We start from the raw sequence: 14,150 nt of genomic DNA on the forward strand, positions 1-14,150 counted from the left end.
AGGTGGTCCCGGCTACGGTTGGTCCGCATGACGCACACCGAAACAGAGGTCACCGCGGAGCTGGTCCGGGACCTGTTAAGCGACCAGCACCCCGACCTGGCGGACCGCCTCGTACGGTTCGGCGCCCGTGGCTGGGACAACCAGCTGTGGCGGCTCGGGGACGACCTCGCCGTCCGGCTGCCCTGGGCGACCCCGTCCGCGGACGCGCTGCTGCGCAAGGAGCACGCCTGGCTGCCCGCGCTCGCCCCGACCCTTCCCCTGCCCGTTCCCGTCCCGCAGCGCATCGGCGAACCCTCCGAGAGGTTCCCGCGCCCCTGGATCGTCACCACCTGGGTGCCCGGCGAGCCCGCCGACCGCGCCCCCGCCACGAAGGCCGGCGACGCGGCCGAAGCGCTGGCCGCCTTCCTGACGGCCCTCCACCGACCCGCTCCCGACGGGGCACCCGTCGGGAACCACGGTCGCGGGGGGCCGCTGGCGGACCTCGCCGACGGGTTCGCCGAGGGGCTCGCCTCGGCCACCGGGATGGGGCTGATCCCCGACCCGGACGCCGTCCGCGCGGTCTGGGAGGACGCGGTCGCCGCACCCGTCTGGGAGGGTCCTGCGATGTGGCTCCACGGTGACCTCCATCCGGCCAACGTCCTCACCGCGGGCGGCACCTTCTGCGGCGTGATCGACTTCGGTGACCTCTGCGCGGGCGATCCGGCCTGCGACCTCGCCGCCCCCTGGATCCTGCTGCCGGACGGCGCCGCCGACCGCTTCCACGCCGTCTACCGGCCGACCCCGGACGAGGCCACGCTGCGCCGTGCCCGCGGCTGGGCCGTGCAGCGCGCCCTCGGCGGCATCCTCATCGGCGAGGCCGGCGTCCGCGGCCGACCGGGCGGCAAGCCCACCTGGGGCCCGCCCGCCCAGGCCACACTGCGCCGCCTCGTGGCGACGGCCGGCTGACCGGCGCCCGGATCAGGCCTTCGGGAAGGCCAGCAGGGCCACCGGAGCCGAGGTCGGCTGCGGGGAGCCGCCGGCCGGTTCGACGGTGACGCCCATCCCCGAGGCCGTGTTGACCGGGCCGTCGAGGAGGGTGGCCGTCGCCGGGGCACCGCTGTCCATCAGCCCCGCCGAACGCATCTTCCCGCCGTCGTCGTACCAGAGCTGGTACACCTTCCCGCTGGGCGGCGCCGGCAGGCCGGAGGCAGCGAAGACCGCCTGGTTGCGGGCGGCCGACACGACCACCGTGCCCACCGCTCCGCCCCGCAGCGGCGCCGTGGTCACCCGGGCGTCGGCGGCCGCGAGGACCGAGCCGACGGCATCGTTCGTGAGTCGGGCCTGCTGCGCCTGCTGCCGGGCGTCCTCGGCCTGTTCGTACTGCGCCACCGCGACACCGCCGAGCGCCACGGCCCCCGCGATGCAGGCCGCCAGGGCCCAGCTCGGCACCGGCCGCCAGCGGGGTCGTACGTGGCCGCCGCGCGCGGCCCTGACCGTCGTGGGCCCCTCCTGGCGCACCGTCGCGATCCGGCGCATCACCTCGTCCCGCAGCGTGGCACTCGGCGGCGCCGCCACGGCGAGCCCGAGGCGCGTGACGGTCTCGGAGAACTCCCGGACCTCCTGCGTGCAGGACACGCAGTCGGCGAGGTGCCGCTCGACGGCGGCCCGCTCCTCCGGTTCCAGGGCGTCGAGCGCGTACGCGCCCGTCAACGTGTGCGGATCCGCGGCGTTCACACGCCCACCCCCAGACAGTCACGGAGCCGGATGAGCCCGTCGCGCAACCGTGTCTTCACGGTACCCAACGGTAGGGACAGCAACTCCGCGACCTCCCGGTGGGTCAGGCCGCGGTAGTACGCCAGGGTGACCGACTGGCGCTGCAGTTCGCTGAGTCCGTTCAGACAGCGCCGCACCTGTTCGCGTTCCAGCCGGGTCTCCACCTGCTCCACCACCTCGTCGTAGGCCGTGGTGTGGTCCAGCAGCGCCGCCCGCTTCTCGCGGTTGGTCGACGCCTGCGCGGAGCGCACCCGGTCGACGGCCCGGCGGTGGGCCAGGGTCAGCACCCAGTTCATCACCGAGCCCCGCGCGGGCTGGTAGCGGGCGGCGGTCCGCCAGAGCTCGACCAGTACTTCCTGGGCGACCTCCTCGGACTGGGCCGGGTCCCGCAGCACGGTCCGCACGAGGCCCAGCACCGGGCCCGACACCGCCTCGAAGACGGCCGTGAACGCCTGCTGATCACCGCGGGCCACTCGGCCCATCAGTTCCGGCAGGTCGGGAGCGGCCGACGGATGCCGGCCTATGCGCACGTTCTCTCTCACCGGGGAGGTCCTCCAGGAGTACTCGGTTGCACAGCTCATTCGGAGCCGCGGGGCAGGGGGATCGGTCGCGGCGGACATTTCCTTCAGCCCGCGCGGCGATATTCGACAATCTGCGCTGATTGCCACTCTTTCGGGTGATACGGCCATCCGGATGGGGGGCGGGGCCGAATAGGCGGCGTGACTCACCGGTGGGTGAGTCCCGTAGACGCAGGAGAGACCATGAGCATTCACACCTTCCGTCGTACCGCCCTCGTAGTGACCGCCGCAGTGCTGCTTCCGCTGGCACTGTCCGCCTGTTCGGAGGAGAGTACGAGCAATCAGGGTGCCGCCGCGCCCGACGCGGTCTCCTCACCCCAGCCGATCGGCGACACCGACACCGGTGCGGGCGGTCCGTTCGGTCCGGCGTGCGCCTCGGTGCCCAAGAGCGGCGCGGGCTCCTTCGACGGCATGGCGATGGACCCGGTCGCCACCGCCGCCTCGAACAACCCGGCGCTGTCGACCCTGGTCGCGGCCGTGAAGAAGGCCGGCTTGGTGGACACGTTGAACAACGCCCAGAACATCACGGTGTTCGCGCCGACCAACGACGCGTTCGCGAAGATCCCGAAGGCGGACCTGGACAAGGTCCTGGCCGACAAGGAGACCCTGACCAAGATCCTCACGTATCACGTGGTCGGCGAGAAGCTCACCCCGCAGCAACTGGGCAGCGGCTCCTTCCAGACCCTTCAGAAGGGCATGATCACCACCAAGGGCTCGGGCACCGCCTACCAGGTGAACGATTCCTCCAAGGTGGTCTGCGGCAACGTTCCCACCGCCAACGCCACCGTCTACATCGTCGACACGGTCCTCATGCCGAAGTAGGCACGCTCCGGACGATCAGCTCGTGGGCGGCGGTCCGTGCATCCAGCCGGGCCGTGCCCCCGGAAGAGCTCCGGGGGAACACCCGCGATACCCGATCGGAGCAACTCCATGACGGACGCACAAGGACCCTCGGTCCCGGGGACCCGGTGCCTGGTCACCGGAGCCACCGGCTACATCGGCGGCCGGCTCGTGCCCGAGCTCATCACCGCGGGCCACCGGGTGCGCTGCCTCGCCCGCACCCCGGAGAAACTGCGCGACCACCCCTGGGCGGGGCAGGCGGAGATCGTCCGCGGTGACGTCACCGACGCCGCGTCGCTCGCCCCCGCCCTGCAGGACGTGGACGTCGCCTACTACCTCGTGCACGCCCTCGGCACCGGGCGGGACTTCGAGCACACCGACCGCCTGGCCGCCCGGAACTTCGCCGAGCAGGCCCGCGCCGCCGGCGTCCGCCGCATCGTCTACCTGGGCGGACTCACCCCGAGCGGCGTTCCCGACCGGGACCTCTCGCCCCATCTGCGCTCCCGCGCCGAGGTCGGACGCATCCTCCTGGACTCCGGCGTCCCCACCACGGTGCTCCGCGCCGCCGTCATCATCGGCTCCGGCTCGGCCTCCTTCGAGATGCTCCGCTACCTGACCGAACGACTGCCCGTGATGGTCACCCCCAGCTGGGTGCGCACCCGGATCCAGCCCATCGCCGTCCGCGACGTACTGCGCTACCTGGTCGGCAGCGCCGGCATGCCCGCCGAGGTCAGCCGCGCCTTCGACATCGGCGGCCCCGACGTCCTCACCTACCTCGACATGATGCGCCGCTACGCCCGCGTCGACGGGCTGCCCCAGCGGCTCATCCTGCCCGTCCCCGTCCTCACCCCGCGGCTCTCCAGCCACTGGGTCGGCCTGGTCACCCCGGTGCCCCGCGCCATCGCCCGCCCCCTCGCGGAGTCCCTCAAGTACGAGGTCGTCTGCGACGAGCACGACATCGCCACCTGGGTGCCCGACCCGCCCGGCACCCCCCTCGACTTCGACACGGCCCTCACCTACGCCCTCAAGAAGGTCCGCGAAGCCCAGGTCCTCACCCGCTGGTCCTCCGCCTCCGTGCCCGGCGCGCCGAGCGACCCGCTGCCCACCGACCCGGACTGGGCCGGCGGCAGCCTCTACACCGACGTGCGCGAACGCATCGTCGAGGCCTCGCCGCAGGCCCTGTGGCGGGTCGTGGAGGGGATCGGCGGGGAGAACGGCTGGTACTCCTTCCCGCTCGCCTGGGCCGTCCGCGGCCGGTTCGACCGGCTCGTCGGCGGCGTCGGACTGCGCCGGGGCCGCCGTGACGCCGCGCACCTGCGGGTCGGCGACTCCCTGGACTTCTGGCGGGTCGAGGAGATCGAACGGGGCCGCCTGCTCAGGCTCCGCGCCGAGATGCGGCTGCCCGGGCTCGCCTGGCTCGAGATGTACGTCGAGCACGACGGGGACGGCCGCACCCGGTACCGGCAGCGGGCGCTCTTCCACCCGCGCGGCCTGGCCGGTCACCTGTACTGGTGGAGCGTTTCGCCGTTCCACGCGGTGGTCTTCGGGGGCATGGCCCGCAACATCGCGCGCACGGCGGCGGATGACGACCGCGGCCCGGCCGCACTCCCGGGATCCGCCGCGCCCCCCGCATCCGCTGCATCCGCCGCAGCCGCCCGCGCCGAATGACGGGCAAGGCCAGCCCAGCGACCACCGCGCGGCACCTCCGGGGCCCGCCCGGTGGCCCGATGCCAGGAGCAGCACCATGAACGTCTCGGTCGTCCTGTTCACCTCGGACCTCCGCGTCCACGACCATCCGCCGCTGCGCGCCGCGCTGGGCCCGGGGAACGAGACCGTTCCGCTCTTCGTCCGGGACCCGGCGGTCGACCGCGCCGGCTTCGCGGCGCCCAACCGGCTCGCCTTCCTCGCGGACTGCCTGGCCGGACTCGACTCCGAGCTGCGCGAGCGCGGCGGCCGGCTCGTGGTGCGCTCGGGGGACCCCGTCGCCGAGGTGTGCGCCGTCGTACGGCAGGCCGACGCCGACGAGGTGCACATGGCGGCCGGGTGCAGCGCCTTCGCCCTGCGCCGCGAGCAGCGGCTGCGCAGCGCACTGGAGGCCGACGGGCGGCGCCTGTACGTCCATGACGGCGTGGTCACCGCCCTGCCCGCCGGCGCCGTGACACCGAGCGGATCCGATCACTTCGCCGTCTTCACCCCGTACTTCAGGCGCTGGTCGGGCGAGCGGTTGCGCGAGCCGCTCGCGCCGCCGCGCGAGGTACGGGTGCCCGGAGCGATCCGCTCCGAGGCGCTCCCGTCCCGCGCCGCGGTCGCGGCCGTCTCGGCGGGCCTGGCCACCGGAGGCGAGCCGGAAGGCAGACAGCGGCTCGTGGACTGGCTGGGGAAGTACGCCGACGGGTACGAGGAGGGCCACGACGACCTTCCCGGCGACGCCACCTCCCGCCTCTCCCCGTACATCCACTTCGGTGCGGTCTCGGCGGCCGAGGCCGTGCACCGGGCGCGGTCCCGGGGCGGGGCGGGCGCCGAGGCCTTTGTACGGCAGCTCTGCTGGCGCGACTTCCAGTACCAACTCCTCGCCGCCCGCCCCGGCGCCGCGGCCCGCGACTACCGCACCCGGGCCGACCGCTGGCGGCGCGGCAAGGCGGCCGAGGCCGACCTGCTCGCCTGGAAGGAGGGCCGCACCGGTTACCCCGTGGTGGACGCGGCCATGCGGCAACTCGCGCACGAGGGCTGGATGCCGGGCCGGGGCCGGCTGCTCGCCGCGTCCTTCCTGACCAAGACGCTCTACATCGACTGGCGCGCCGGAGCCCGCCACTTCCTCGACCTGCTGGTCGACGGCGACGTGGCCAACAACCAGCTCAACTGGCAGTGGGTGGCCGGTACCGGTACCGACAGCCGCCCCAACCGGGTGCTCAACCCGGTGATCCAGGGCAAGCGGTACGACCCCGACGGCGCGTACGTACGGCGCTGGATTCCGGAACTCGCCGGACTGTCGGGCCCTTCGGTCCACGAGCCCTGGCGGCTGGCCGGCCCCGAACGGGCCCGGTACGACTACCCGCACCCGCTGGTCGGGCTCCCGGAGGGGCTCGCCCGCTTCCGGCAGGCGCGGGGCAAGGACGGCCCGTGACACCACCGGCTGTCGGGGGCCACCGCCGGGTGCCAGACTGGACGGGTGTTCGCAAGACGCCCGGTCCGGGCCCGTCACGTGTCCGCCGCCGCTGTCACCCTCGCCGTCTCGCTCGCGCTGTGCGCGGGGGCGGCGCCCGGGGCGGCCCGGGACGACGGGGACGATCGGGCCCGCCCGGTGGACATCGGTGGCGGTCGCCGCGTGCTGCTGGACTGCCGCGGATCCGGATCCCCCACGGTCGTGCTCGTGTCCGGTGCCAGGGGCGCGTCCGACGAGTGGACGCACATCGCGGACGCCGCGCGTCCGGGGGCCGAGCCGAAGCCCGATCCGTCGGCGGTGCTCCCGGAGGTCGCCCGGTTCACGCGGGTGTGCGCCTACGACCGTCCCGGCACGACCCGGCTGGACGGTACGCCGAACCGTTCGACTCCGGTCACCCAGCCCACCACGGCGGCGGCGGGCGTCGGGGACCTGCGGGCGGTGCTCGACGCCGCCGGTGAGCAGCCGCCGTACGTACTGGTCGGTGCCTCGTGGGGAGCGATGATCGCCTCGCTGTTCGCGCGCACCGAACCGGCGCGGACCGCCGGGGTGGTGACCGTCGACGGCGCCTCCCCGTTCCTCCAGGACACCCTGACACCGGCCCAATGGTCGGCCTGGATGGACAAGGTCCGGGCCATGGACACCGGGAAGGGCCTCGAAACACCGGACTACCCCGGCGCCGTGCGGGAGCTGCGCGGGGCGCCGGCCCTGCCCCGGGGCCTGCCCGCCGTCGTGCTCACCTCCGACCACCCCTGGGACCTGTCGGTCGGAGGCGGATCGACCTGGCCGGCCTGGCTGGCCGCCCAGCGGCGCCTGGCGGAGGACCTGCGGGCCCGGCACGTCACCGACACCGACAGCGGCCACGGCATCGCCGTCGAGCAGCCGCGGCTCGTCGCACGGGCGATCCGTGACGTGGTCGAGCAGGCCCGCGCCGGTCAGGAGCGGTGAGGGGCCGCTCCGGCGCCTCCCCGTCCCACCGCGGTCGTGGTGGTCGTCGCCGCCTCGCACAGTCCGCGCAGCAGGCCCAGGGCCTCCCGCAGTCCGCCGGGGCGGAGCATGCCCGGGGCGGGTACGGGTCCCGCCCAGCCGGGGCCCGCCAGGAGGACCGTGGTCCGGGCCCGGGCGCCCTTGACGCCCCAGGTGGTGTCGGCGACGTGCCGGGCCAGAGCGTGGTGCGCGGTGGAGCGGGCCTGGGCCCACAGCACGACCGCGACCGGTCCCGTCCGGCGCACGGCCTGGTCGAGCGCCTCGGGCGGCACCGCTGCCCCGAACATCCGGGCGGGCAGTCCCAGTTCGGCGAGACCGGCGGCGAGCGCCTCCAGCGGGAGCGTGTGCTGCTCGCCCGGTACGCACGCCAGCAGGATCGGGGGAGCGCTCGCCCGGTGTCCGGACGGCGCCCCGATGCCCACGCGGCGCAGCGCGGTCGAGACGTGCCAGGAGAGCAGGTGTTCGACCTCGACGTACTGGTCGCCCGAGGTCTCCCACTTGCGCCCCACGGCGTGCAGGGTCGGCACCATCACCTCCTCCCACGTGGCGACCAGGCCGTACTCGCCGATCAGGGAGCCGAGCATCTCGTCCATGGTCGGTGAATCGAGGCGGACGGCGGCCCGGCCCAGACCCCGGCACTCCTGGCGCACGTCGCCGAGCGGCAGGCCGTTGCCCGAACCCGGCTGACGGGCCGGTGTGGCGGCAGCGGGCGCCGAGGGCGCGGGCGCGGCGGGCTCGGCGGGTTCGGCGGGCGCCGTCCCGGCCAGGGCGGCGCGCGCGGCTTCAGCGGGCGGTACCCCCGACGCGGTCAGACGGCACATCTCCTGCAGGACGGCGATGTCCCCGGAGGTCCACCGCCGGTGCCTGCCGTCCTGGCGGGCGGCCGGCCCGATGCCGTACCGCCGGTCCCAGGACCGCAGTGTCGTGGGGGCGACTCCCAGCCGGCGCGCCACGGCTCCGGTGGTGATGCCGTGCGGGGGCCGCGCCAGCTCGGCGGGGTGTGCGGGCTCGTTCATCTCTCCATCATGCGACGCACAACCGATGCGAGTGGAATCGATGCGCGGACGGGTCGGAATCTGGACGGGAACCGGCCCCGGCCCCCGAGGAGCAGTCGCCATGACCGCACAGAGCGTCACCGCCCGGCCGTCCCCCGTGCCCGCGGCCCGGGAGCAGCTTCTCGACCACGAGGTCGCGATGGGTTTTGTACACGGCGACGAGCGGTGCCTGAGCGCCGCCTACCGGCGCTGGGGCGGACTCGTCCTCGCCCTGGCGGCCCGCACCCTCGGCGATTCCAGGGAGGCCGAGGACGTCAGCCAGCAGGTCTTCCTGGCCGCCTGGCAGGGCCGCGCCAACTACCGGCCGGAGCGCGGCCCGTTCCCCGGCTGGCTGGTGGGCATCACTCGGCGGAAGATCGCCGACGCGCTCGCGGCGCGTACCCGCAGGCTCGATCTGGTGTCCGCGGCCGGCGCCGCCCTGCCGCCCCCGGGTGAGCCGCCGGCGGGTCCGGAAACCGTCCTGGACCGGCTGCTCGTCACCGGCGAACTGGCGAAACTGCCCCGCGCGCAGCGGGAGGTGCTGGCCATGGCGTTCTACGCGGACCTCACCCAGGCCCAGATCGCCGAGCGCACCGGACTGCCGCTGGGCACCGTCAAGAGCCACGCCCGGCGGGGGCTGCACCGGATGCGCCACTGCCTCGGCGGCGAGGCGCGCGGGGGCGGCGGCGGGGGTGGAGCGGGGGAGTCGGCCGGTCCCGGGCGCACCCGCCGGAACAAGATCCCATCCGCGGGCCGTCCTGCACCGAAGTACCCGTGAAACGCCCGGCACCGGCCGTGCGGGCAGGCGAGCGCGAGGGGTTGATGGACGTGGACCGGCAGAGAGTCGCTGTGGTGGGCGGGGGCGTGGCCGGGTTGACGGCCGCCCACGTCCTGCAACGCACCTACGACGTGGTGCTGTACGAGGCGGACGATCGCCTCGGGGGCCACGCCCACACCCATGAACTGCCCACCGAGGACGCGGGAACGGTCCACGTGGACAGCGGATTCATCGTGCACAACGAGCGCACCTACCCGCACCTGCTGCGGCTGTTCCGCGAACTCGGCGTCACCACCCAGGAATCCGAGATGAGTATGTCGGTACGGTGCGACGGCTGCGGCCTGGAGTACGCGGGCGCCCGGGGCGCGGCCGGACTGCTCGGCGGGGGCAACCTGCTGCGCGGTCGCCACCTGCGCATGCTCGCCGAGGTGCCGCGCTTCCACCGCGCCGCCCGCCGGACGCTCGCCTCCCCCGACACCGGGGAGACCCTGGGCGAGTTCCTCGACCGGCGCGGCTTCTCCCCCTACTTCGTGGGCCACTTCGCCATCCCGCTCGTCGCGGCCGTCTGGTCCTGCGCACCGGACACCGCCCTCCAGTACCCCGCCCGCTACCTCTTCCGCTTCCTGGACCACCACGGACTGCTCACCGTCAAGGGGTCCCCGCAGTGGCGTACGGTCACGGGCGGTTCGGCGAGCTACGTGGCCAAGGCCGCCAAGCACCTGACCTCCGTCCGCACCTCGACCCCGGTCCGGGCCGTCGTGCGCGCCGCCGACCACGCGCGCGTGCTCACCCCCGACGGCGACTCGACCCCGTACGCGGCCGTGGTCATCGCCGTCCACCCCGACCAGGCGCTGCGCCTGCTGGCCGATCCGACCGAGGACGAGGTCCGGATCCTCGGCGCGTTCACGTACTCCCGCAACCCCACCGTGCTGCACCGCGACACCTCGCTGCTGCCCCGCTCCGCGCACGCGCGCGCCTCCTGGAACTACTGGCTCCCCTCCTGCTCCGCCCGCCCCGAGAGCGTGCAGGTCAGCTACGACATGAACCGGCTCCAGCAGCTACCGACCGCCGAGCCGCACATCGTCACCCTCAACGCCCGCGGCCGGGTCCACCCCTTCGACGTGATCGCCCGCATGGTGTACGAACACCCGGTCTACACCCCCCGGTCCGTCGCGGCGCAGGAAGAACTGCCCCGGCTGAACACGTCCGTGACCGCCTTCGCCGGCGCCTACCACGGTTGGGGCTTCCACGAGGACGGCTGCCGCTCCGGCGTCGCCGCGGCCGAAGCCCTGGGGGTGCGGTGGTGAACGGCACCCCCGTGCGGCAGACCCCGCCCCGCGTACCGGCCCTGTACGAGTGCACCGTGGCCCACGCCCGCACCACCCCCGTCCGCCACGCCTTCCGCCAGCGCACCTACTTGTGGCTCATCGACATCGACGACCCACCCCGCATACCCCGGGCGCTGCGCCCGCTGGCCCGGTTCGACCCCCGCGACCACTTCGGCGGCCGGGCGCCCACCCTGCGCGCGGGCCTGCAGGCCCAACTCGCCGCCCACGGAGTGGAGAACGCCGACGGACGCGTCCTGATGCTCGCCCACGCTCGGGTCCTCGGCCACGTCTTCAACCCGCTGACCCTCTACTGGTGCCACGACATCGCGGGCACTCCGGTCTGCGTCGTCGCCGAGGTCCACAACACCTACGGCGAGCGTCACTGCTACGTGCTGCGCCCCGGCATCGACGGGCTGACCGACGTCCCCAAGGACTTCTACGTCTCGCCGTTCTTCGCCGTCGAGGGCTTCTACCGGATGCGGCTGCCCGTCCCCGGCGACCGCCTCGACCTGACCGTGCAGCTGCGCCACGACGACGGGACCTGCCCCTTCACCGCGACGGTGCGGGGCACGCACCGGCCCGCCGGTGCCCGCGCCCTGTTCGGCACCGCCCTGCGCCACCCGTGGTCCACGGCCCGGGTCTCCGCCGGCATCCGCTTCCACGGCATCCGCCTCTTCCTCCGCGGCCTTCCGGTCCGCCCCCGTCCCGTTCGTTCCCCGCAGGAAGGCACCCTGTGACCGTCTCGTACATCCCGGCCCGCGAGAGCGCGTTCGCCCCCGTCGACCCGGCGCGCTGGCCCGACGTGGCCCGGCCGCCCCGCGCCTCGGCCCTGCGCACGGCCGTCGCCGAGCGGATCCTCGGCCGTGCCCTCGACCGGCTCCCGCTGCGGGTCCGGCACGGGGACGGGGAGCCGTCCGCGTACCGTGTTCCCCGGCAGGAGGGCGCGCTGCCCACCCTCACCCTCCACGACCCCGGGGCCTTCCACCGCCGGATCGGCGCGGACGGCCTGATCGGCTTCGGCGAGTCGTACATGGCCGGGGAATGGGACAGCGACGACCTGGTCGACGTGCTGACCGTGCTCGCCACCCACGTCGACGACCTGGTGCCGGCGCCGCTGCGCCGACTGCGCGAAGCCTGGGTGCGCAGGCGCCCGGAGCAGCAGCGCAACACCCCCGAGGGGGCGCGGGAGAACATCCACCGCCACTACGACCTGTCCAACGAACTGTTCACCCTGTTCCTCGACCGGAGCATGAGCTACTCCTCGGCGGTGTTCGCCGCCTTCCCCGCCTCACCCAGCACCTTCACCGCCGCCCAGCACCGCAAGATCGACCGGCTCCTCGACCTCGCGGACGTCGGCCCGGGCTCGCGGGTGTTGGAGATCGGCACCGGGTGGGGCGAGCTGGCGATCAGAGCAGCCTCCCGGGGCGCCGACGTACTGAGCGTGACGCTCTCCGCCGAGCAGCGCGACCTGGCCCGGGAGCGCATCGCCGCGGCCGGCCTCCGAGACCGGGTCACCGTCGAACTGCGCGACTACCGGCACGTCGAAGGCTCCTTCGACGCCGTCGTCAGCGTCGAGATGATCGAAGCGGTCGGCGCCGAGTACTGGGCCACCTACTTCGCCGCCCTGCGCCGGCTCCTCGCCCCCGGCGGTCGCGTCGCCCTCCAGGCCATCACCATGCCGCACGAGCGCATGCTCCTCACCGCCCGCACGCACACCTGGATCAGCAAGTACATCTTCCCCGGCGGGGTCATCCCCTCCCGTGAGGCGATCGCCGGTGCGAGCGCCGCCGCCGGGCTCAGCACCGTGGCGGACGACGGCTTCGGCGACCACTACGCGGAGACGCTGCGGCTGTGGCGCGAGGAGTTCGACCGCCGGGCCGACTCCGTCGCCGCCCTCGGCTTCGACCGGACCTTCCACCGCATGTGGGAGCTCTACCTCGCCTACTCCGAGGCCGGTTTCCGCTCGCGCTACCTGGACGTGCGCCAACTCCTGCTCACCGCCGACCACGACGGGCCACGGGAGCCCCGATGACCGCCGGAGCCCAGGTCCAGGTCCAGGCCCAGGCGCTGTCCGCCGGCGTCGAGTGGGGCGCGCTGTCCGTGAACCTGGCCGTCGCGGCGGGCGCCGCGTTCGCCGTCATGCTGGTCACCTTCGCCGTGGCCGTCGTCAAGGGACTGCACCGGATCGTCGACATCGCCTGGGGAGTCGCCTTCGCCGCGGTGGCGCTCACCAGCTGGCTGCTGTCGGCCGGGTACGGCGACGACGGCCGCCGTCTGGCGGTCGCCGCGGCGACCACCGTGTGGGGGCTGCGCCTGGCCCTGCACATCGCCGGGCGCGGCCGGGGGCACGGCGAGGACCCGCGCTACGCCCGCATGCTCGCCCGGGCGCCGGGCAGCCCCCGGCTCTACGCCCTGCGCAAGGTCTACCTCCTCCAGGGTGCGCTGGTCTGGCTCGTGTCGCTGCCCGTGCAGGCGGCGTCGTACGTGCCCGTTCCCCTCGGGCCGCTCGCCGCCGTCGGCCTGCTGCTCTGGGTGACCGGACTGCTCTTCGAGGCGGTCGGCGACTTCCAGCTGGCCCGCTTCAAGGAACGCCCCGAGCACCGTGGAACGATCATGGACCGCGGCCTGTGGAGCTGGACCCGGCACCCCAACTACTTCGGTGACTTCCTCGTGTGGTGGGGTCTTTACCTGCTGGCCTGCGCGACCTGGCAGACTGCGGCACTCACGCTGGTCTCACCCCTGGTGATGAGCGCGCTGCTGATCTGGGGCAGCGGCAAGAGACTGTTGGAGGCGCACATGGCGGACCGGCCCGGATACGCCGCCTATGCCGCCCGCACCAGCGGGTTCTTCCCGCGCCCGCCGCGCCGCACGCACGGGGAGGCGGGGTGAGCGCCGGAACCGAGCGGAACACGGAGGCCACCGGCGAGGGCCGCGCCCTCGTGCTCCGTACGTCCCCCGCGATACCAGCGGCCGCGGTCCTGCTGCTGCACGGCGGGCGCGAGGAGGGGCCGGAGCCGCCGCCCCTGGTCAACCTGCCCGCGCTGCGGATGCGGCCCTTCGCGGCCGCCGTCGTCCGGGCGACGCGCGGACGCGACGTCCTCGTGGCGGAGGTGCGCTACCGGCACCGCGGCTGGAACGGCTCCCGCTGCGACGCCGCCCGGGACGCGGAGGCGGCCCTCGTGCGGCTGCGCGAGCTCGCCGGGGACGTACCGGTGGTCCTGGTGGGCCATTCGATGGGCGGCCGGGCAGCGCTGCGGGCGGCCGGCGCACCCCTGGTCCACGGCGTGGTGGCCCTCGCCCCCTGGTGCCCACCGGGCGAACCGGTGGACCACCTCGCGGGCCGGCGCCTCTACCTGCTGCACGACGAGGAGGACCGGGTCACCTCGGCCGCCGGGTCCTGGGAGTTCGTCCGCCGGTCCCGGCTCGCGGGCGCCGACGCCACCGCCATCCCGATGTTCACCGGCGGCCATGCGATGCTCCGCGGCGCGGGCGCCTGGCACCGACGTACCGCAGCGCTCGTCACCAGCCTGGTCACACGGGACTGAGCCCGCCCCAGGAGCCCTGTCCTCCGTCACACCGACCGCGATCCGGCTCCGGCCGGTGCCGTCCGTGGCAACCGTCCAGTCGTCGATGCCCTCCACCGGCTGCTCCAGCAGGGCCCGGGCCAGCGGTTGCGGACAGCCCGCCGCCCGG

At 74.3% G+C, this 14,150-nt stretch carries 14 protein-coding genes; 11 read left to right on the forward strand and 3 right to left on the reverse strand.

All coding sequences use genetic code 11. From position 1 onward, the window contains the following. Window positions 1–27: 27 nt before the first annotated feature. Window positions 28–945 (forward strand): aminoglycoside phosphotransferase family protein, encoded by a 918-nt coding sequence (locus tag ACIQK6_RS31905; RefSeq protein ID WP_402696137.1) that lies wholly within the window; start codon window positions 28–30, stop codon window positions 943–945. A 12-nt stretch (window positions 946–957) separates the two neighbouring features. On the opposite strand, the gene ACIQK6_RS31910 is transcribed toward ACIQK6_RS31905, so the two are convergent. Then, complete coding sequence (locus ACIQK6_RS31910) at window positions 958–1,713, reverse strand: anti-sigma factor (protein ID WP_329104749.1); 756 nt, start codon at window positions 1,711–1,713, stop codon at window positions 958–960. After that, window positions 1,710–2,294, reverse strand: coding sequence for a sigma-70 family RNA polymerase sigma factor (locus ACIQK6_RS31915; RefSeq protein ID WP_329104751.1), 585 nt, complete (start codon window positions 2,292–2,294; stop codon window positions 1,710–1,712). The genes ACIQK6_RS31910 and ACIQK6_RS31915 overlap by 4 nt, the downstream gene beginning before the upstream one ends. Window positions 2,295–2,513: 219 nt before the next feature. Between ACIQK6_RS31915 and ACIQK6_RS31920 the strand changes: the two genes are divergently transcribed. The 4 genes from ACIQK6_RS31920 (at window position 2,514) to ACIQK6_RS31935 (ending at window position 7,278) form a co-directional block, all read left to right on the forward strand. Continuing rightward, window positions 2,514–3,152: a fasciclin domain-containing protein gene (locus ACIQK6_RS31920; protein WP_329104753.1), complete on the forward strand. Its 639-nt coding sequence runs from the start codon at window positions 2,514–2,516 to the stop codon at window positions 3,150–3,152. 108 nt (window positions 3,153–3,260) lie between these two features. Beyond that, entirely contained in the window at window positions 3,261–4,838 is a 1,578-nt protein-coding gene (locus ACIQK6_RS31925; RefSeq protein ID WP_329104755.1) for an SDR family oxidoreductase, read from the forward strand. Between the two features lie 76 nt (window positions 4,839–4,914). Beyond that, the gene (locus ACIQK6_RS31930) at window positions 4,915–6,294 is read left to right on the forward strand and encodes a deoxyribodipyrimidine photo-lyase (protein WP_329104757.1); all 1,380 of its coding nucleotides are present in this window, start codon (window positions 4,915–4,917) and stop codon (window positions 6,292–6,294) included. 45 nt (window positions 6,295–6,339) lie between these two features. Beyond that, on the forward strand, window positions 6,340–7,278 hold the full coding sequence (locus ACIQK6_RS31935; protein WP_329104759.1) for an alpha/beta hydrolase: 939 nt from the start codon (window positions 6,340–6,342) through the stop codon (window positions 7,276–7,278). Here ACIQK6_RS31935 and ACIQK6_RS31940 read toward each other — a convergent pair. Beyond that, window positions 7,266–8,333 carry a cobalamin B12-binding domain-containing protein gene (locus ACIQK6_RS31940; protein ID WP_329104762.1) on the reverse strand — a complete coding sequence of 356 codons (1,068 nt, stop codon included), beginning with the start codon at window positions 8,331–8,333 and terminating at the stop codon, window positions 7,266–7,268. The genes ACIQK6_RS31935 and ACIQK6_RS31940 overlap by 13 nt on opposite strands. A 100-nt stretch (window positions 8,334–8,433) precedes the next feature. Between ACIQK6_RS31940 and ACIQK6_RS31945 the strand changes: the two genes are divergently transcribed. From ACIQK6_RS31945 to ACIQK6_RS31970, 6 genes are read left to right on the forward strand one after another with little or no spacing between them, the layout of a single operon-like run. After that, window positions 8,434–9,129 carry a sigma-70 family RNA polymerase sigma factor gene (locus ACIQK6_RS31945; protein WP_402696140.1) on the forward strand — a complete coding sequence of 232 codons (696 nt, stop codon included), beginning with the start codon at window positions 8,434–8,436 and terminating at the stop codon, window positions 9,127–9,129. Window positions 9,130–9,173: 44 nt separating this feature from the next. After that, the gene (locus ACIQK6_RS31950; protein ID WP_329108137.1) at window positions 9,174–10,436 is read left to right on the forward strand and encodes an FAD-dependent oxidoreductase; all 1,263 of its coding nucleotides are present in this window, start codon (window positions 9,174–9,176) and stop codon (window positions 10,434–10,436) included. Continuing rightward, window positions 10,433–11,194, forward strand: coding sequence for a DUF1365 domain-containing protein (locus ACIQK6_RS31955; protein ID WP_329104764.1), 762 nt, complete (start codon window positions 10,433–10,435; stop codon window positions 11,192–11,194). The genes ACIQK6_RS31950 and ACIQK6_RS31955 overlap by 4 nt, the downstream gene beginning before the upstream one ends. Continuing rightward, window positions 11,191–12,489: a class I SAM-dependent methyltransferase gene (locus ACIQK6_RS31960; RefSeq protein ID WP_402696141.1), complete on the forward strand. Its 1,299-nt coding sequence runs from the start codon at window positions 11,191–11,193 to the stop codon at window positions 12,487–12,489. The genes ACIQK6_RS31955 and ACIQK6_RS31960 overlap by 4 nt, the downstream gene beginning before the upstream one ends. After that, complete coding sequence (locus tag ACIQK6_RS31965; protein ID WP_402696142.1) at window positions 12,486–13,346, forward strand: DUF1295 domain-containing protein; 861 nt, start codon at window positions 12,486–12,488, stop codon at window positions 13,344–13,346. The genes ACIQK6_RS31960 and ACIQK6_RS31965 overlap by 4 nt, the downstream gene beginning before the upstream one ends. Next, window positions 13,343–14,002 (forward strand): alpha/beta fold hydrolase, encoded by a 660-nt coding sequence (locus ACIQK6_RS31970; RefSeq protein WP_329104768.1) that lies wholly within the window; start codon window positions 13,343–13,345, stop codon window positions 14,000–14,002. The genes ACIQK6_RS31965 and ACIQK6_RS31970 overlap by 4 nt, the downstream gene beginning before the upstream one ends. The last annotated feature ends 148 nt before the right edge of the window (window positions 14,003–14,150 follow it).

Origin of the sequence: Streptomyces sp. NPDC091682, assembly GCF_044756625.1 — a bacterium.
In the GTDB taxonomy this organism is placed as follows: Bacteria; Actinomycetota; Actinomycetes; order Streptomycetales; family Streptomycetaceae; genus Streptomyces.